This window comes from Brevundimonas sp. (assembly GCF_029946145.1).
Lineage (GTDB): Bacteria > Pseudomonadota > Alphaproteobacteria > Caulobacterales > Caulobacteraceae > Brevundimonas.
Window position 1 is genome coordinate 1 of sequence record NZ_JAQSDY010000014.1, and the last position, 16,833, is coordinate 16,833.

Sequence of the window (16,833 nt, forward strand, 5' to 3'; positions counted from 1 at the left end):
CCCAGAGCGGCTCCAGCGTCGAGAGCACCTCCTCGATCGCCGCGAGCCGGCGCCCGGTGTAGTGCAGGTCAATCCAGGCCAGGCCGACCGCGATCCGCGCCTCGCGCCGGGCGACCGCGTCGCGGGCGGAGGCCACGTCGATGTCGGCCTCCGCCAAGGCGCGCTCGGCCCGCCGTCGGGCGCCGCTGGGAACCTCCTGCATGAGGCCGATGCGCGCCATCGTCATCTCGTCGTCGCCGAACCGTCCGGCCATGGGACCCGAAACCGGCAGGTTGTCGATCCCGAACCGGAGCTGTGGATCGGGGAGCCGGCCCGCGGCCGCCGAGGCCGCCGAGGCCGCCTCCACGCCCAGGGCGCTGGCCCTCAGCTGCGGAGCGGTGGTCTCGGCGAGCGCGAGGGCTTCGTCGAACGTCAACGGCTCCGCCGAAGCCGGCAGGCCAAAGGCGGAAAACAGGCAGATGGCGGCCGCGGCGCCGACCGTTCTCGTCGGGCGTGGCGGGGCCAACCGCGGCGGCTTCCCGCGGATCGGGTCGACCGCGGCGCGGGACATGGGACGGCCTGGAGCCGTCCGATAGCCGGTGTTCATGGGGATGTCCTCGAGACCCCGCGTCGGTCACCTTGGTGCGACACGGGACGCTGGTCGTTCGACCACAGGCCCCGCGAGCGCGCAGGCCGTGGTCAGCGAAGCTGGGCTACGCCTGCGTCTTGGGAGGGTTGCCTAAGGGCGCGGGCCGTTCCCCGGCGCGGGTGTCGTCGCGGCCCAATTCGACCTGCTGGCGATGCGGCGCTGGCGGCCGCACCGTGGAGCCCGCGCCGGAAGGCAGCGGAACCGCGACCGCGAAGCAGGCTGTGCGGCCCATGCAGTCGGGGCCGGCGTCGTCACAGGGAGCCGCCGGACCTTCGGCTCCCGCCTGCATCATCATCTCGGCGCAATCCGGCATGGCGGCCATGGCGTCCGCGGCCGCGCCCGGCCGCTCAGACGCGGCGAACGCCGACGCCTGGCCGATGGAGCCGGCCAGGGCGAGGGCGAACAGAAGGGTGCGAACGATACGCCACATGCGATCAACGTTCCGCTTCGCTCTCCGGCGAGTCAAGGCGGCGAGCACTCCGCTCAAACCCCGGCTTGACAGGCCGAAGAAGAGAGTTTCGAGGTGATCGTGCGAGGGTGCCGGGGCGAACCTCCGCGCGCCGATCAATTGAGACCCAACCGGGTTCCGCTTTCCGGGTCTCATTCGCCTCTCCCTTTGTACACGGCTCCTGATCCGCCCGGCCGGACGCCGGAGAACCGGCCCTCCCGACCAAGGGCGGACGACAGGCCGAACCCGACCAGCACGGCTGCTCCGGTGAGGGCGGCCATGACTACCGACGGCGGGTCGGGCAGCCAGGGGAGGTCGTGGAGCAGGCCGCCCATCGCGCCGCCGAGGCTGACGGCGGCGGTCTGAAGACCAATCTGGAGCCCCCGCCCCGCCCTCGCCGCGCGAGCTGTCCAATAGGTCAGTATGGGCGCCAGCACCCCCGCGCTGGCGGCCACGGCGCCCGTCGCCGCCAGCATCAGCGCGAAGCCGTTCGCGCGCGGCGCGAGGAAGATCGCATCCGCCAACACGGCCAGGGCCGGTCCCAGAGCCCGGCGCGTCGCGGCGGGCCTGCGGCGGCGTCGCTGTATCTGATCTGGGTCATCTCCCGCAAATCGGCCGCGACGCCCGCGTCCTGCTGAGGCTGAGGCCGAGTCGGCGACGCCGGCTCCGAAGTGAGCCCCTCGCTGCAACCCCGCTGCAACGCGAGATGTCCCTCTGAGGGAAATCGACTTCCAGGCAGGTCGGCCATGACCAGCACGCCGGGCATCAAGAGCGCCTGGATGGACCGACCTGCGGACCTGACAGAATCCACTCATCGCCTGAGTCGGGGCGCGGACGGGGCATGGGTGCGTGGCCGGTCCCGCGGATCGCTCACTCCGGCCGGACGGCTCGCCGCGACGCCCTGAGGGTCTTCACGTCCCGCGCCAGCCGGATCCACAGAAGGATGAACCCCGAAATGACGATGCTCAGCGTCAACGCCGTGGTGATGATGATCAGCGGGTGATTGAAGTCCTCGCCGTCGTTCCAGTCCATAACGTGGAGACGCCAGAAGAAGTCGAAAATCCGCCAGACGCCCGACCGGCGCGTCACCACCTCGCCGGTGGCCGGCGACAGGTAAAGGGACGTCTTTTCGCGGTCAGCGAAATCCACCCGCCACAGCGGCCCGGTCCGTCCCGTCTCCTCTGGCGCCGTTGTGAGAAGAACGGCGCCCGAAACCCCCGCCTCACCCTTGTAGGCGCCCTTGGCGAAGCCTGAGGCCTCGGCGGCCGACATGGGTCCGAACGGCCGGCCTGTCGCGGCGGATACGATGACCGGCTCACCCGCCGCAGGCTTCAGGGTCCAGGCCGGGCCACGCGGCGTCGTGTGGAGCTCCGCTTGGACGGGCGCGACGCCCGCGCGGCGCGCTATCTCGCCGAGGTCCGGAAGCGCGCCGAGCTCCAGCGGATCCGGCTTGAGTTCAACGGCGCGATGTTCGCCGCGCACCGTCTCGATGGGAATGGCCGTCATGACCAGACCACCGCCGACCCAGAACAGAACCTGGAGCCCGACCACCAGGGCGATCCATTTGTGCAGCTGGGTCGAGAGCTTGAGAACCTTCATAACCGCACCCCTTCTAGGCGTGACGCGCGAAGACGCGCGTGCCGCCGCCCTTGAGGATCAGCAGGGTCTCATAGGGCTCCCGCTGGCCGTCGGGCGTCTCCATGCCGGGAGACCCCAGCGGCATGCCAGGAACGACGAGGCCCACGGCCTCCGGATGTTCGGTCAGAAGCTTGCGCACATCCGCGGCCGGCACATGGCCCTCCAGCACATAGCCGCCGATCAGCGCCGTGTGGCAGGAGGCGAGCGCCTCGGGCACTCCTTGGGTGCTGCGTATGGAGCGGAGGTCAGGAAGTTCATTGACCTGCGCCTCGAAACCCGCGCCGCGCATGTGATCCACCCAGGCCGTGCAGCAGCCGCAGGTCGGGGTCTTGTACACCGCGAGCCTGGTCGATGAACGGGCGCCCGGAGCGCAGGCCGCGACCGCGACAGACCCGGCTCCCGCGAGCAGAAAAACGCGGCGTGAAAGCGTGAACATCGATCTCATGGTCCCTCTGGCGAGCGATATCTGGAGGCCGCCGATGACGGTCGCCGCCACGATCAGGCGGCGGGGCGGAAGGGCCGGGCCGAGGAGTGATAGACGTCGAACCTCCACTCGTCACCCCGCTTGCGCAGCACGCTCGTGGCCGCTCCGCGACGCTCGATGGGGCCCCGGGCGCCGTCCCTGAAGGTGATGTGGTAGGTATAGGTCTCGCTCACGAAAGCTGTGTCGCCGTCGACCTCGACCGTCATTTCATGATTGCGGAAGTCGAAGCCGGACAGGTCCGCAAATTCGGGCCTGAGATGGTGTTCCAGATAATAGGCGAAGGATCCCTCCACGCCGCCGTTCTCGAAAATCTCCGAGTCGGGCCAGAACAGCGCTGGCGTCTGCGACACATCCATCCGCTCGATCGCTTCCTGATAGGCCTCGACGACGGCCCGGACCTGCTGTTCGTCGGCGGTCCGGACGTGCGTGTGGGCGTGTGCGGGGGCCTTGGTCTGGGCTTGGGCCTGAGCGGGCGTGACGAGGGCCGCGGCGAGCGCCACTCCGGCGAACATCGATCGAACAGTCATGCGTTGTCTCCCTGTTGGCCGCCGAAGCCATGTGATCGGCGGAAAGTTGCGGTCCGGGCCGGTGGCTGAGGCATTGCCCCGCCGGTTAATGGATAAGATCGGGTTCCGCCGCCGGGCCGCGGCGTGCGTAGGCGTCGTCAGAACCTCAGATGGTCCATCCCGTGGGTCAACATGCCGCCGAGCAGACCGTTGACCACGACCGCGGCCGCCGCCGCCGTCAACAGGCCGACATAGAGGAGCTCCCGGCGGCGCCCCGGCTTGCGGGCCCAGTGTTCCTTGGCCCACCAGCTCAGGAGACCCAGAACCGCGATCGAGGTGCCGAGCCACCGATGGTAGGCGTGTGTCGCGTCGTCCTTGCCCGGCAGATCCATGGCGAGCCAGCCCAGCGCCGCGGCGGCGATCGCGGAGATCGCAGCCAGGGCGATGATCACGCGCGTGCCCTGGGTCAGGACGGGGCGGCGCAGTGACAGCGCGGCGATCTCGAGGAGACCGGCGACGAGGAACAGCGCGATCGGAAAATGCACTGCAGCGGGATGCATCGCGCCCAGCCAGCGATACAGGCGCTGCGGCATGGGGCGTGGGGGCTCATCCGCCGTCATGGCGCCGTGGTCCATGTCCCGGGCCATGCCGGGCATGGGCATCATCCCCGACTCCGGAACGGCGTCCGCCGTCGCGGCCGCCTGGGCGCGGGCGGCGGCCTGCTTGTTATGGGCTTCGTGCGCGATCGCCGGCGCGCTGAACGCCAACGCCAGCACCAGGGCGAGCCCCGATAGAAGTCTGCGCAGCGCCATTGCCTCTCCGATCCTGTTCCTTCTGCTAACTACGCAGGCGCGACGCCTGCCCCTCACCCGAGGGATTCGGCCCGTTTCGGCGTAGTAGAGATCAGGGGCGGCAAGGAGAATGTTTGATGACGCATGATCTGGATGACCTTCTGAAGGCGTCGGCGTCCGCCGATCGGTCGCTCGACGGGCTTGAGCCGCTCGTCTGGAGCCGTGTCGAGACCCTCCGGGGCGAAAGGCTCGTTGCGCAGCTGCGCCTCGGGGCCGTCGCCATGGCGCTGGCCACCGGCCTCACCGTGGGCGGCGTCGGGGCGGTCACCGCGCCGAGACCGTCCGGGGACATGACCATCTTCACGGCCGATGCCGGTCTGCCCCTGATGCAACTGGGAACCGGCCGATGATGCGCGGCTGGCGGGCGATCGCCCTGACGGCCGTGCTGGCCGCGGTCGCCAGCGGCGCCGGCACATGGATCAGCGCCAGCTGGGTCCTGAGCCGGCGTGAGCCGCCGTCCCTGCACGACATCGTGCACGATGATCTCGAACTCTCGCCGGCCCAGATGACCCGCATCGACGCGGTCGAAGCCCGTTTCGCGACGCGCCGGCCCGCGCTCGAAGCCGACGTCCGCGCGGCCAATCTGGAACTGGCGCGCGCGATCGAACAGAGCGAAGGCGACAGCCACCGCGTCCAGGCTGCTGTGGACCACATCCACGTGGCGATGGGCGCCCTGCAAAAGGAGACGATTGCCCACGTCTTCGAGATGCGGTTCGTGTTGACGCCCGCCCAGGCCGGTGTCTTCGACGATCGCATCGTCGCGGCCCTCGCACCCGACGAAAGCTAGCCTTCGGGGTGAAGAGTCCAGCGAATCTGTCAGCCCGCGCCGCCGGCGGCGACCGTGCAGCTTTCAGCGAATTGATGCGGCAGACGAGGACCGCCCTGTTCCGTTTCATCCGGCGCTATGTCGGCGACGAGCAGGACGCCTGGGATCTGTTGCAGGACAGCTACGCGGCGGCCTGGATCAACATCCGCCGCTACGACCCCACACGGCCCTTCGAGGCCTGGATCCGGACCATCGCGCTCAACAAATGCCGGGACTGGAGCCGTCGTCGGTTCGTCCGGCGGCTGATCCGGGGCGGCGTCGAACTGTCGTCGCCCGAAGCCCTGGCCGTCCCGGACGGAGCCGGGTCCGGGGACGAGCGGATGGAGGCCGGCCGCCGGCTCGCCCGATTGAACGAGGAGATGAGCCGCTTGCCGCCACACCTCAAGGCTCCGCTCCTGCTAACGGCGATCGAAGGTCGCAGTCAGGCGGACACGGCGGGCATCCTCGGCGTTTCCGTCAAGACGGTGGAGACCCGTGTGGCGCGCGCGCGCCGCAAGCTGTCCCACGCCCTGCGTCGCGACCGCCCCGCAGGGCCCATCCCGGAGTGATCGGGCTTGGCGCCGCCGCCGCCCAGACCGCGTGCTCGCGCCTGAACCCTAGAAGCCTGGTCGACGTCGCGCGGCGAGGGCTGGGACGCCCGCCCGCGTATTCAGCTATGAAGGCTTCGTCCGCCCCGGGCCAGCGCCTGCAAGGCCCAACTCCCTCGACGTCGGCGTCGTCACAGCTCGACCCTGACCGTCCCCCATTTTTCCAAGGAGCTTGTCACATGAGACTCTTGATCCTCGCCGCCGCTGCGGTCACCCTGGGCGCCTGTCAGCCCGCCGCCGAGCCTCAGCCGGTGGAGGCGCAGGCGGCGCCGGACGCCTCGTCGACGACCCCGATGGAGGCCGCGCCTGTGGCGCCGCCCGAGCCGACCCCGCAACCGCAGGCCGCCGCGCCCGTCCCCGCCGCGACACCGCGGGCCCCGTCGTCCCGTCCCGCCCGCCCCACGCCGGCGCCCGTCCCCGCCCCCGCGCCCGCACCCGCCGATCCGATGGCCGGCCATGACATGTCCCAGATGGACGGCATGACCATGCCGCCCAAGCAATAGTTCACCCAATCAGGAGGTCTCTCATGAACCGTTCAATCCTCTCCGGTCTCGTCGCCCTGGCCGCGCTCACGCCGTCGCTCGCCCTGGCCCAGAGCCATTCCCACGCGGGCATGTCGCCGCAGGATCATGCCGCCATGCAGGCCGCGTCCGTGGCCAACGGCGTCACCACCACACCGGCGGACAACGCCATGCTGGCCACCGCACCCGCGGCCTTCTCCGTGACCTTTCCGCATGCGATGACCCTGACCTCGCTCGGGCTGACGGGTCCCGCGGGCCAGACCGTTGACGTGGCCGTAACGGCTGACGCCCCGCCGACCACGACGGTCAGCACGGCCCTGCCCGCCCTTGCGCCTGGATCCTGGTCCGCCGCCTGGGCCGCCAGGGGCGCCGATGGCCACCAGATGAACGGCGTGGTCCGTTTCATGGTTCACTGAGGGACCGGCCTTCTCCGGGGGCCGAGGCTTCATGACGAAATCACGCCGCGCAGCTCGCTGCGCGGCGCTTTTCGTCGTCGATCGGCTCTCGTATCCGCCGGCCGACCGTCCGCCGTCAGAACCAGGCCCGAATCCCGACGAACAGCCGGGTGTCTTGCGAACTGCGCCCGTCGGCTTCCAGAAAATCGGCCGTCTTGCCGAAGCTCCTGGTCCATTCGACGCCGACATAGGGCGCGAACTCCTTCCGGAGCTCATATCGCAGCCGGGCCCCGATCTGGAGGGACGACAGGCCGGACCCGATCGAGAGCTCGGGGATGTCCTGCGCCGACAGCACCACTTCGGCCCGAGGCTGGACGATCCACCGGTTGGTGATCCGCTGGTCGTATTCGGCCTGGGCCCGGGCCGTGAGATCCCCCTTGTTGGACAGGAAGGCGGCGGCGTCGACCTCGAACCAGTAAGGGGCGAGCCCCTGAACGCCGACGACCAGATCGATCCGGTCGCCTTGCGGCCGGTAGGTCTGCCGCAGGCCGGCCTGGAAGTCGAAGAAGGGCCGGAAAGCCCGGCTGTAGAGGGCCTGGATCTCGGCTTCCTCGACGTCACCGTCCAAGGTGCCCTTCCCGTCCGATTTCCACCAGAATCGATTGATGTCGCCGCCGCTCCAGCCCTGGGCGTCCCAGCCGTAGCCATCCTCGCCGTCCCCGAAGGTCGCTTCCAGCCGGTCGATGATCACCGCCGTCGTGCGGACGTTTCCATGCTCGACGTACAGCTGTGAGCGTGCCGCCGCCATTTCGGCAGAGTCGAACAGCTGGTCGGCGGCGTGCGGCGGCCTGCTTGTCGCGCCCGCCGGAACGGGGGCTTCCGGCGGGCGTCCCGGATTGTCCGCGCTCGTCGGGACGTCCGGCGGCATGGCGGCCCCTGACATGTCGTGACCCGCCGACATCGCCGGAGCCGGCGTCTGCCCCATGTCCGACATGTCATGACCGGCGTGACCGGACGCGGCGGCCGGAGCGGGCTGCGCCTGTCCCATGGCGGACATGTCGTGACCCGCCGGCATCGCCGGAGCTGCCTCAGTCTGACCCATGGTCGACATGTCATGGCCGGGGTGACCGGACGCGCCGGCCGGAGCGGGCTGCGCTTGTCCCATGGTGGACATGTCATGACCTGCCCGCGTCGCCGGAGCAGCTTCAGTCTGACCCATGGTCGACATGTCATGGCCGGCGTGAGGATCAGTCTGGCCGGGCGTCGTGGTGGACATGTCGTGACCAGCGTGCGGATCAGGCTGGGCGGGCGCCGGGATCGACATATCGTGGCCGGCGTGCGGATCAGCGGCGACCGGTGTCCGGGCAGACGGCATGACGTGTCCGGCATGCGGGTCTTGAGCCGCTGTCGGAGCCGGCGTTTGATGGCTCGCATGGGGGCCGGGCGCAGGTGTCGCCGCCGGCGTCCTCGGCGGCGGGGGCATGTTGTGGCCGGCGTGCGGGTCCTGGGCCTGGGCGCTGAAGGCGCTGGCGGCGAGGATCAGCGGAGCGAGGGCGACGGCGAGGCGCTTCATGACGCGGCTCCGTCCATGGGCCGCACCGTGACCACATTGAACATCCCGGCGTGCATGTGCATCAACAGATGGCAGTGGAAGGCCCAGTCGCCCGGCGCGTCGGCGGTCAGGTCGAAGGTCACCTTGCCGCCGGGCGCGACGTTGACTGTGTGCTTGAGCGGCTGATGCCCGGCGGGGCCGCCCGTCACCAGTTCGAAGAAATGACCGTGCAGGTGGATCGGGTGGGCCATCATGGAGTCATTGACCAGGGTCACCCGCACCCGCTCGTTGCGCTCGAACCGGATGGGCTCCACCAGCTCGCTGAACTTCCTGCCGTCGAAGCCCCACATGAACCGTTCCATGTTGCCGGTCAGGTGGATCTCCATCGTCCGGGATGGTGGTCGCTGATCCTTGTTGGGCTGGAGCGACACCAGGTCGGTGTAGACGAGGACGCGGTGGTCGACGTCCGTGAGGCCGATCGGACGCTCGCCGAGACGGTTCGCTGGGTCCATGGAGACCATGTCCACGCCGACGCCCACCGCCATGTCCGGCGGAGCGTTCTCCGGATCGCGCATGTTCATGCCGGCCATGGACATTCCGGCGCTGTCGTCCGTTGGAGCCGCGCCCTGGGCCGGGGCTCCGTGGTCCATGCCGGCCATCGCCCCGTGATCCATCCCGGACCTGCCGCCCGTGTCCCCATGGTCCATTCCGCCCATGCCCATGTCGCGCATGGTCAGGTTCGGGACCTCGCGCAGCGGCGGGACCTCGGCGGTCATGCCCGGGCGGGGGGCAAGGGTCGCCCGCCCCATGCCCGAGCGGTCGATGGCCTCGGAGACGATCGTCCAGGCCCGATCCTCCGTCGGCCGGACGATCACGTCATAGGTCTCGGCTACGGAGATCTGGAACTCGTCGGTCTCGACCGGGCGCACGTTCTCGCCGTCGGCCTGGACCACCGTCATCGGCAGGCCGGGGATGCGGATGTTGAAGATCGACATGGCCGAGGCGTTGATGATGCGCAGCCGCACCCGCTCGCCGGGCCGGAACAGGCCGGTCCAGTTCTCCTCGGGTCCGTGGCCGTTGATCAGATAGGTGTAGGTCGAGCCGTTGACGTCGAGGATGTCGCGCGGGTCCATCCGCATCTGGCCCCACATGCGCCGCTCCTCCAGGCTCATGCGGTCGCTGCCGTCCATGAGGCCCGACAGGGTGGTGCGCTGCCGGTTGAAGTAGCCGGGGCTTTTCTTGAGCTTCTCGAAGATTTCGTGGGGGTGCATGAAGCTCCAGTCCGAGAGGACCAGCACATGCTCCCGGTCGTAGCCCACCGGGTCGGCGCCCGCCGGGTCGATGACGATCGGCCCGTAGTGGCCCATCGCCTCCTGCAGGCCGGAGTGGCTGTGGTACCAGAAGGTCCCCGACTGCCTGATCGGAAACTCGTAGACGAAGGTTTCGCGCGGCTTGATGCCGGGGAAGCTGATGCCGGGCACCCCGTCCATCTGGAACGGCAGCAGCAGCCCGTGCCAGTGGATCGAGGTGTCTTCATCGAGCTGGTTGCTCACCGCGAGGCGGACGTTCTGGCCCTCGCGAAGGCGAAGCAATGGCGCAGGCAGCACGCCGTTCATGGTCACCGCATGGCCCGTGCGTCCGCCGACCGTGAAGGACGAATGGCCGACGGTCAGGTCGATGTTCGGCCCGGTCAGCGTCGGCAGGTCGGCCCGCAGGCCCGGCGACCCAGTCTGCGCCCAGGCGGGCATCAGGCCTTGCAGTCCCAGCAGGCCGCCTCCGGCGACAGCGCCGCGCAGCAGCACTCGACGATCCAGCTTCATGGGATACTCCTGAAAGTCACGATCGCGCCGCCGGGCGGCGTCGACCTCTAGGGAAATACGCAGGCGCCGCGGCCGGCCCTCGCGACAGGCTGCCACAGACCGGATGACGCCGGCCGGCCGGACACGCCCTTTTGGCCTGCCAGGTGCTTGCCGCCGCCTCGAACGGCGCGTCCCTGGAGGCCTTCAAAGCCTGACCGCCCGAAGCCGGAGCGCATTGCCGATGACGCTGACGGATGACAGCGCCATGGCCAGGGCCGCCAGGGCTGGCGACAACAGCAGGCCGAAGACCGGATAGAGCAGGCCCGCCGCGATCGGGATGCCCAGCGTATTGTAGCCGAACGCGAACACGAGGTTTTGACGGATATTGCCCATCACCGCCTTCGACAGTTTGCGCGCTCGGACGATGCCCTGCAGGTCGCCCCCCAACAAGGTGACGCCGGCGCTCTCGATCGCCACGTCGGAGCCGGCGCCCATGGCCACGCCGACATCGGCGGCCGCCAGGGCCGGGGCGTCGTTGACCCCGTCGCCGGCCATGGCCACGACCCGGCCTTCGGCGCGCAGCCGCTCGACGACGGCCGCCTTGTCCTGCGGAAGGACCTCGGCCTGGACGTCGTCGATGCCGAGCCGGCGCGCCACGGCCTCGGCCGTCGTGCGGTTGTCGCCCGTCATCATCACAAGGCGCAGCCCGGCCGCCTTCAGATCGCGGATGGCCTGGGCGGTCGTCGCCTTGACCGGATCGGCGATTCCGAGGACACCGGCCGCGGCCCCGTCCACGGCCACGAAGATGGCGGTGGCGCCGTCCTGGCGAAGCGCCTCGGCCTCGGCCTCGAGCGGGGTGACATCGACCCCAATTTCCTTGAGGTAGCGGCCGTTGCCGAGCGCCACGCGGCGGCCGTCGACTACCCCGGTCACGCCGCGTCCGACCGGGCTGTCGAACTCCGACGCCTCCGAGAGCGCCAAGTCACGCTCTGTGGCGGCTCTAACGACCGCGTCGGCTAGCGGATGCTCGCTGCTCCGCTCCAGGCTGGCGGACAGCTTCAATAGCTCGACCTCGTCGAACCCGGCCGCGGGCCGGATCGCCGTGACCGACGGCCGTCCCTCGGTCAAGGTGCCGGTCTTGTCGAGCACCAAGGTGTCGACCTTCTCGAAGCGCTCCAGCGCCTCGGCGTTCTTGATCAGCACCCCGGCGTGGGCGCCGCGTCCCACCCCGACCATGATGGAGATGGGCGTGGCCAGACCCAGGGCGCAGGGACAGGCGATGATCAGCACCGACACCGCGGCGACAAGCGCGTAGGACAGGCGCGGTTCAGGACCGATCAGGCCCCAGACGACTGCGGCGAGCACCGCGATGCCGATCACGGCCGGCACGAACCAGCCCGATACCTGGTCGGCCAGACGCTGGATGGGGGCGCGGCTGCGCTGGGCCTGGGCGACCATCTGGACGATCCGGGCCAGCAGGGTCTCGGCGCCGACCTTGTCGGCCCGCATCACGAACGAGCCGGTCTTGTTGAGCGAACCGGCGACGACCTTGTCGCCGACCTCCTTGGTCACCGGCATGGATTCTCCCGTGACCAGGGATTCGTCGATGGTCGCCCGGCCGTCCAGGATCTCGCCGTCGACCGCCACCTTCTCGCCGGGACGGACGCGCAACCGGTCACCAACGGCGACCAGGTCGAGCGTCACATCCTCGTCGCCGCCGTCGTCACGCACGCGCCGCGCGGTCTTCGGCGTCAGATCCAGCAGCGCCCGGATAGCGCCGGACGTCTGTTCGCGGGCGCGCAACTCCAGGATCTGGCCCACCAGGACCAGGACGGTGATCACCGCCGCCGCCTCGAAATAGACCGGCGCGCTGCCGTCCATCCGCCGGACCGCCGCCGGGAACAGGCCCGGAGCCAGAACCGCGACCACGCTGTAGATCCAGGCCGCGCCGACGCCGATGGCGATCAGGGTGAACATGTTGAGGCTGCGGTTGCGAATCGAGGCCCAGCCGCGCTGGAAGAACGGCCAGCCCGCCCACAGCACCACCGGCGTCGCCAGGGCGAACTGGATCCAGTTCGAGGTCTGACCCGGTATCCTCATCATCAGGCCGGTCAGATGCCCGCCCATCTCCAGAGCGAAGACCGGCAGGGTCAGCACCAGGCTGACCCAGAAGCGGCGGGTGAAGTCGATCAGTTCGTGATTGACCGGCGCCTCGGCGGTCACCGTCTCCGGTTCCAGCGCCATGCCGCAGATCGGGCAGGAGCCGGGGCCTTCCTGGCGCACCTCCGGATGCATCGGGCAGGTGTAGATCGCGCCCGGAACGACGGGCGCAGGCTGCGGCTTCTCGCCTAGGTATCGGTCCGGCTCGGCGACGAATTTGGTCCGGCAGCCCGACGAGCAGAAGAAATAGTCTTGGCCCTCGTGGGCGGCGCGATGCGCCGTGGTCGCCGGATCGACGGTCATGCCGCAGACCGGATCGACGGCCTTCGCGCCGCTGTCGGCCGGGTGGGTCGAACAACCGGCGTGACGGTCTGGATGAGAATGCGAGGGCGTGGACATGGCGGGCTCCCTGAATCGGCTGGACGCCAAATATACCCCATTGGGGTATCACGCAAGATACCATCATAGGGTATAAGGAATGACTGGAACGAGGAATTGGATGCAAACCCTGACCAAGCCCAAGGTGATAAACCGTCTCAACCGGATCGAGGGACAGGTGCGCGGCATCGCCCGGATGGTCGAGGATGACCGATACTGCGTGGACGTGCTGACCCAGCTGCAGGCGGTGCGGGCCGCCCTGCTGCGTGTCGAGAGCGAGGTTCTCAAGGATCACCTCGACCACTGCGTCATGGGCGCGATGACCGGCGACGATCCGGCCGAGCGCAAGGCGAAGGCGACCGAGCTCATCGAGCTTCTCGGTCGGGCGACGCGCTAGCGCGCGACCACCCCGTCCCGTCGAAACGGTCTGGCGAGGCGCCGAAGATCTCGTCTCGGGCGGTAGGGCCGGCCACGAACGCAGATTCGACTGGTCGGCACTGCAGGACTGACGCCCGGGGGCGTCCCGCGTGAGGGCTGTCCGCACCCGATGCGTATCCCAGATAGGTGGACCGTCGCGTTCCGCCCGCCTTGGGGGGCCATTGCTCATGACGTCCGTACCGCCGACCCGCGACGGCTATCCGGCCGAGCTGAGGGCCCTGACCAGTCTGCGGGCCTTCCTGGCGCTGGGGGTGGTGTTGTTCCACTATCAGCTCCAGTGGGACCCGGCCCTGGGCTTCAGCCCGATCATCGAGCGCAGCCGGCTGGCGGTGGACGCCTTCTTCATGCTGTCGGGCTTCATCCTGGCTCACGTCTACGGCCCGGCGTTCGCCGCCGGAACCTTCCGCTACAGGCGCTTCCTCGTGGCCCGCCTGGCGCGGCTCTACCCCCTTCACCTGACCGTGCTGGCGGGCGTGCTGGTCATGGTCGTGGGGGCGACCGCGGCGGGGGTCCGGTTCGACGCCGACAGCTATCCGCCGCTGGCCTTCGTCCAGACCCTGTTCCTCGTCCAGGCTTGGTTCCCGACGAATGAGGTCATCCACTGGAGCGGACCGAGCTGGTCGCTGTCGGCGGAGTGGTTCGCCTATCTCCTGTTCCCCGCCTATGCGTGGCTGGCCCTGCGGTTACGGGCGCGCCCCTGGGCGTTGCTCGGGGTGGGGGCGGTGGCGTTCGCGGTGATCGACGCCCTGTACATCCAGGCGTTCGGCAAGGTCCTGCCGCGGGCCGAGGATTCCCTCGGCATTCTCCGGATCGCCCCGGAATTTCTGGTCGGCATGGCCCTCTACGCCCTGGGCCACCGCTGGCGCTGGAGCCGGCCCCTCGCCACCGCCGCAGCCCTGTTCACCACCCTAGTCCTGCTCGGCGCCATGCAGTTGGCCCTGGACGACCGCATCATCGTCGCCCTGTGCGCCCCCGTGATCCTGACCTGGTCCCTGCTGGCGCGCGCGGACTGCGAGGGCCCCCTCGCCGCCCCGGCCCTGGTCTTCGCCGGCGAGGCGTCCTTCGCCCTCTACCTCGTGCACATGCCCGTCATCATCGCCTTCAAGGGCGTCGTCGCCGAACTGCGCGGCGTCGACAGCGCGTTCCGGATCACGCCGGTCGAACTGACGGGGTTGTTCGTCGTCACGGCGCTGATCGCCGTCGCCCTGCATCTGCTCGTCGAGAAACCCGGCCGCGCCTGGATTCGGCGCCGGTTCGAAAGTCGCGGGGCGGAGCCTGCCGCGCCGGCCTGACCCCGCGCCGCGGAGGCGCCCGTTCTTGCGGCCTTTGGCGTCCGTCGATCTCGACCAGCGAGCGCCGCGCTGGCGGACGCGATACGACCCGCACGCGCCCCCCCGCTCGCGATCGATTTGAGAATGATAGTGAGATTGACTCGCAAGAACGCCTGTGGTCAGACCGCCGCTCACATTCGCCCGCTTTGAAGTGCTCCATGTCCCCTCGCATCCTCGCCACCGTCGCCCTCCTGCCGCTACTGCTGGCCGCTGTTCCCGCCCGGGCCCAGGAGGCCGCGACCCGGGACGCCACGACGCTGGACGAGGTGATCGTCACCGCCTCTCGGATCGAGACCCCGCGCTCGGCCATCGCCGCCACGGTCGAGATCATCGACGCCGAGGCCATCGTCCAGCAGACGGCCCTGGCCGCCTCGGCCGTCGATACGGTGGCGGCCCTGGTGCCGTCCTTCTCGCCGACGCGGCAGAAGCTGTCGGGCTTCGGCGAGACCCTGCGGGGGCGCTCGCCGCTGTATCTGGTGGACGGCGTGCCGCAGTCCACGCCGCTGCGCGACGACAGCCGCGACGGCTACACCATCGATCCCTTCTTCATCGACCGGGTCGAGGTCATCTTCGGCTCCAACGCCATCCAGGGCGTCGGCGCCACCGGCGGGGTGGTCAACTATATCACCGCCCGCAAGCCGTCCAAGGGCGAGGGCCTGACCGGGCGGATGATGGCCCAGGTCACCACCGACGACGAACTCCAGGGCGACGGTGTCGGGGCCAAGATCGCCGCCATCGGCGGACGCGACTTCGGCGCTTTCGACCTGAGCCTCGGCGCGGCCTTCGAGACCCGCGGCGCCTATTACGACGCCGACGGCCGTCGCATCGGCTTCGACGGCGCCCAGGGCGAGGTCCAGGACTCGCAGGCCCTGTCGCTGTTCGCGCGGGCCGGCTGGAACCTGGGCGGCGCGCGCCGGCTGGAAGGCTGGATCAACCGTTTCGATCTCGAGGGCGACGGCGACTATGTCACCGTGGCGGGCAACCGGGCGCTCGGCGTGCCGACGACGGCCGTGCGCGGCGCGGCGCTGGGCTATCAGCCGTCGAACGCGGTCACCTCGGCGGCTCTGAGCTACACCGACCGCGACCTGTTCGGCGGCGTCTTCCGGGCCCAAGTCTTCGCCCATGACTATCAGGGTGTGTTCGGCGGCGGCAATTTCGCCGACTTCCAGGACCCCGGCATCGCCCCGGTCGGATTGCTGTTCGACCAGTCGGCCAACAACTCCGAGAAGCTGGGCTTCAAGATCGACTGGCAGGGCGAGGTTCCCGGCGTGACGGGGTTGAAGGCTTTGGTCGGCCTCGACGGCCTGCGCGACCAGACCTATCAGGAATTGATCCTGACCGGACGCAACTGGGTGCCGGAGACCGCCTACGAGAGCCTGTCGCCCTTCCTGCAGTTGAACCAGTCGCTGCTGGCCGACCGGCTAAGCCTGTCCGCCGGGGTGCGGCATGAATCCGCCCGGCTGAGGGTCGATGACTTCCAGACCCTCTATGCCTACGGACCCCAGACCGTGACGGGGGGCGAGCCCGGCTTCGAGGAGACCCTGTTCAATGTCGGCGCCGCCTTCGAGGTCGCGCCCGGCCTGTTGGCCTATGCCTCGTTCGCCCAGGGCTTCACCATGCCGGACGTCGGCCGGGTGCTGCGCGGCATCAACCGTCCCAACCAGGACGTCGATACCTTCCTGAACGTCGAGCCGGTGGTGTCGGACAACACCGAGGTCGGGATCGAGTACCACGGCGACCGGTTCGAACTTTCCGCCGCCGTGTTCCGATCCGAGGCCGAGCGCGGTTCGCTGCTGAACCGCCTGCCCTCGGGCATCTTCGAGGTGCAGCGTCAGGCCACGCGGATCGACGGCCTGGAGCTGAAGGGCCTGTGGCGCGCCACCGACGCCCTCACCTTCGGCGGCAGCTACGCCGCCCTCGATGGCCAGAGCGACAGCAATGGCGACGGCGAACTGGATCGCGACCTGAACGGAGCCAACATCTCGCCCAACCGCCTGCTGCTATGGGGCGAATACGAGACCGGTCCCGTCGCCCTGCGCCTTCAGGCCCAGACCTTCCTCGAGCGCGAGTTCGACGGCGAGCCGGCCGCCAACGGCTTCGAAGGCTATGCGGTGCTGGACGCGGTGGCCCGCTACGAGGCCGGCTTCGGTACGGTGTCGCTGGGCGTGCAGAACCTGCTGGACGAGCAGTACATCTCCTACTTCTCGGACACCCAGGGGCCGACCGACAACCTGCGCTATTTCGCCGGGCGCGGGCGCACGGCGACCCTGACGCTGACGCGGAGCTTCTGA

Annotated in this window: 18 protein-coding genes; 8 read left to right on the plus strand and 10 right to left on the minus strand. The window is 69.5% G+C overall.

The window, feature by feature from the left end:
- The 7 genes from PSV23_RS06920 to PSV23_RS06950 all read right to left on the minus strand — a co-directional run.
- The coding region (locus PSV23_RS06920) for a TolC family protein (RefSeq protein WP_300467240.1) at nt 1–586 on the minus strand (586 nt) is incomplete at its 3' end.
- Between the two features lie 106 nt (nt 587–692).
- Nucleotides 693–1,058: a hypothetical protein gene (locus PSV23_RS06925; protein ID WP_300467242.1), complete on the minus strand. Its 366-nt coding sequence runs from the start codon at nt 1,056–1,058 to the stop codon at nt 693–695.
- 170 nt (nt 1,059–1,228) lie between these two features.
- On the minus strand, nt 1,229–1,600 hold the full coding sequence (locus tag PSV23_RS06930; protein ID WP_300467244.1) for a hypothetical protein: 372 nt from the start codon (nt 1,598–1,600) through the stop codon (nt 1,229–1,231).
- 346 nt (nt 1,601–1,946) lie between these two features.
- Nucleotides 1,947–2,675 (minus strand): PepSY domain-containing protein, encoded by a 729-nt coding sequence (locus tag PSV23_RS06935; RefSeq protein WP_300467246.1) that lies wholly within the window; start codon nt 2,673–2,675, stop codon nt 1,947–1,949.
- Nucleotides 2,676–2,688: 13 nt separating this feature from the next.
- The gene (locus PSV23_RS06940) at nt 2,689–3,051 is read right to left on the minus strand and encodes a DUF411 domain-containing protein (protein WP_366524224.1); all 363 of its coding nucleotides are present in this window, start codon (nt 3,049–3,051) and stop codon (nt 2,689–2,691) included.
- A 161-nt stretch (nt 3,052–3,212) separates the two neighbouring features.
- Nucleotides 3,213–3,725 carry a nuclear transport factor 2 family protein gene (locus tag PSV23_RS06945; protein WP_300467248.1) on the minus strand — a complete coding sequence of 171 codons (513 nt, stop codon included), beginning with the start codon at nt 3,723–3,725 and terminating at the stop codon, nt 3,213–3,215.
- Between the two features lie 137 nt (nt 3,726–3,862).
- Nucleotides 3,863–4,516 carry a DUF2231 domain-containing protein gene (locus PSV23_RS06950; RefSeq protein ID WP_300467250.1) on the minus strand — a complete coding sequence of 218 codons (654 nt, stop codon included), beginning with the start codon at nt 4,514–4,516 and terminating at the stop codon, nt 3,863–3,865.
- 116 nt (nt 4,517–4,632) lie between these two features.
- On the opposite strand from PSV23_RS06950, the gene PSV23_RS06955 reads away from it, so the two are divergent.
- The 5 genes from PSV23_RS06955 (at nt 4,633) to PSV23_RS06975 (ending at nt 6,905) form a co-directional block, all read left to right on the plus strand.
- Nucleotides 4,633–4,905 carry a hypothetical protein gene (locus tag PSV23_RS06955; RefSeq protein WP_300467252.1) on the plus strand — a complete coding sequence of 91 codons (273 nt, stop codon included), beginning with the start codon at nt 4,633–4,635 and terminating at the stop codon, nt 4,903–4,905.
- Complete coding sequence (locus PSV23_RS06960; protein ID WP_300467254.1) at nt 4,902–5,342, plus strand: Spy/CpxP family protein refolding chaperone; 441 nt, start codon at nt 4,902–4,904, stop codon at nt 5,340–5,342. Before PSV23_RS06955 ends, PSV23_RS06960 begins: the two co-directional genes overlap by 4 nt.
- Nucleotides 5,343–5,350: 8 nt before the next feature.
- Entirely contained in the window at nt 5,351–5,929 is a 579-nt protein-coding gene (locus tag PSV23_RS06965) for an RNA polymerase sigma factor (RefSeq protein ID WP_300467256.1), read from the plus strand.
- A 218-nt stretch (nt 5,930–6,147) separates the two neighbouring features.
- Nucleotides 6,148–6,471, plus strand: coding sequence for a hypothetical protein (locus tag PSV23_RS06970; RefSeq protein ID WP_300467258.1), 324 nt, complete (start codon nt 6,148–6,150; stop codon nt 6,469–6,471).
- A 23-nt stretch (nt 6,472–6,494) separates the two neighbouring features.
- Complete coding sequence (locus tag PSV23_RS06975; protein WP_300467260.1) at nt 6,495–6,905, plus strand: copper resistance protein CopC; 411 nt, start codon at nt 6,495–6,497, stop codon at nt 6,903–6,905.
- 115 nt (nt 6,906–7,020) lie between these two features.
- On the opposite strand, the gene PSV23_RS06980 is transcribed toward PSV23_RS06975, so the two are convergent.
- The 3 genes from PSV23_RS06980 to PSV23_RS06990 form a co-directional block, all read right to left on the minus strand.
- Nucleotides 7,021–8,457, minus strand: a complete 1,437-nt coding sequence (locus PSV23_RS06980) for a copper resistance protein B (RefSeq protein ID WP_300467262.1) — start codon at nt 8,455–8,457, stop codon at nt 7,021–7,023.
- The gene (locus PSV23_RS06985; protein ID WP_300467264.1) at nt 8,454–10,256 is read right to left on the minus strand and encodes a copper resistance system multicopper oxidase; all 1,803 of its coding nucleotides are present in this window, start codon (nt 10,254–10,256) and stop codon (nt 8,454–8,456) included. Before PSV23_RS06985 ends, PSV23_RS06980 begins: the two co-directional genes overlap by 4 nt.
- A 183-nt stretch (nt 10,257–10,439) precedes the next feature.
- On the minus strand, nt 10,440–12,794 hold the full coding sequence (locus PSV23_RS06990; protein ID WP_300467283.1) for a heavy metal translocating P-type ATPase: 2,355 nt from the start codon (nt 12,792–12,794) through the stop codon (nt 10,440–10,442).
- Nucleotides 12,795–12,894: 100 nt separating this feature from the next.
- Between PSV23_RS06990 and PSV23_RS06995 the strand changes: the two genes are divergently transcribed.
- The 3 genes from PSV23_RS06995 to PSV23_RS07005 all read left to right on the plus strand — a co-directional run bounded on the left by PSV23_RS06995 (nt 12,895) and on the right by PSV23_RS07005 (nt 16,833).
- Nucleotides 12,895–13,170 carry a metal-sensitive transcriptional regulator gene (locus PSV23_RS06995; protein ID WP_300467285.1) on the plus strand — a complete coding sequence of 92 codons (276 nt, stop codon included), beginning with the start codon at nt 12,895–12,897 and terminating at the stop codon, nt 13,168–13,170.
- A gap of 208 nt (nt 13,171–13,378) precedes the next feature.
- Complete coding sequence (locus PSV23_RS07000) at nt 13,379–14,503, plus strand: acyltransferase (RefSeq protein ID WP_300467287.1); 1,125 nt, start codon at nt 13,379–13,381, stop codon at nt 14,501–14,503.
- 197 nt (nt 14,504–14,700) lie between these two features.
- Nucleotides 14,701–16,833, plus strand: coding sequence for a TonB-dependent receptor (locus PSV23_RS07005; protein WP_300467289.1), 2,133 nt, complete (start codon nt 14,701–14,703; stop codon nt 16,831–16,833).

What these genes read in the sequence shown, in the direction of transcription:
- PSV23_RS06950 (WP_300467250.1), bottom strand. Translation starts at nt 4,516, where the DNA reads ATGGCGCTGCGCAGACTTCTATCGGGGCTCGCCCTGGTGCTGGCGTTG.
- PSV23_RS06990 (WP_300467283.1), bottom strand. Translation starts at nt 12,794, where the DNA reads ATGTCCACGCCCTCGCATTCTCATCCAGACCGTCACGCCGGTTGTTCG.
- PSV23_RS06980 (WP_300467262.1), bottom strand. Translation starts at nt 8,457, where the DNA reads ATGAAGCGCCTCGCCGTCGCCCTCGCTCCGCTGATCCTCGCCGCCAGC.
- PSV23_RS06925 (WP_300467242.1), bottom strand. Translation starts at nt 1,058, where the DNA reads ATGTGGCGTATCGTTCGCACCCTTCTGTTCGCCCTCGCCCTGGCCGGC.
- PSV23_RS06970 (WP_300467258.1), top strand. Translation starts at nt 6,148, where the DNA reads ATGAGACTCTTGATCCTCGCCGCCGCTGCGGTCACCCTGGGCGCCTGT.
- PSV23_RS06960 (WP_300467254.1), top strand. Translation starts at nt 4,902, where the DNA reads ATGATGCGCGGCTGGCGGGCGATCGCCCTGACGGCCGTGCTGGCCGCG.
- PSV23_RS06995 (WP_300467285.1), top strand. Translation starts at nt 12,895, where the DNA reads ATGCAAACCCTGACCAAGCCCAAGGTGATAAACCGTCTCAACCGGATC.
- PSV23_RS06945 (WP_300467248.1), bottom strand. Translation starts at nt 3,725, where the DNA reads ATGACTGTTCGATCGATGTTCGCCGGAGTGGCGCTCGCCGCGGCCCTC.
- PSV23_RS06985 (WP_300467264.1), bottom strand. Translation starts at nt 10,256, where the DNA reads ATGAAGCTGGATCGTCGAGTGCTGCTGCGCGGCGCTGTCGCCGGAGGC.
- PSV23_RS07005 (WP_300467289.1), top strand. Translation starts at nt 14,701, where the DNA reads ATGTCCCCTCGCATCCTCGCCACCGTCGCCCTCCTGCCGCTACTGCTG.
- PSV23_RS06975 (WP_300467260.1), top strand. Translation starts at nt 6,495, where the DNA reads ATGAACCGTTCAATCCTCTCCGGTCTCGTCGCCCTGGCCGCGCTCACG.
- PSV23_RS06955 (WP_300467252.1), top strand. Translation starts at nt 4,633, where the DNA reads ATGACGCATGATCTGGATGACCTTCTGAAGGCGTCGGCGTCCGCCGAT.
- PSV23_RS06935 (WP_300467246.1), bottom strand. Translation starts at nt 2,675, where the DNA reads ATGAAGGTTCTCAAGCTCTCGACCCAGCTGCACAAATGGATCGCCCTG.
- PSV23_RS07000 (WP_300467287.1), top strand. Translation starts at nt 13,379, where the DNA reads ATGACGTCCGTACCGCCGACCCGCGACGGCTATCCGGCCGAGCTGAGG.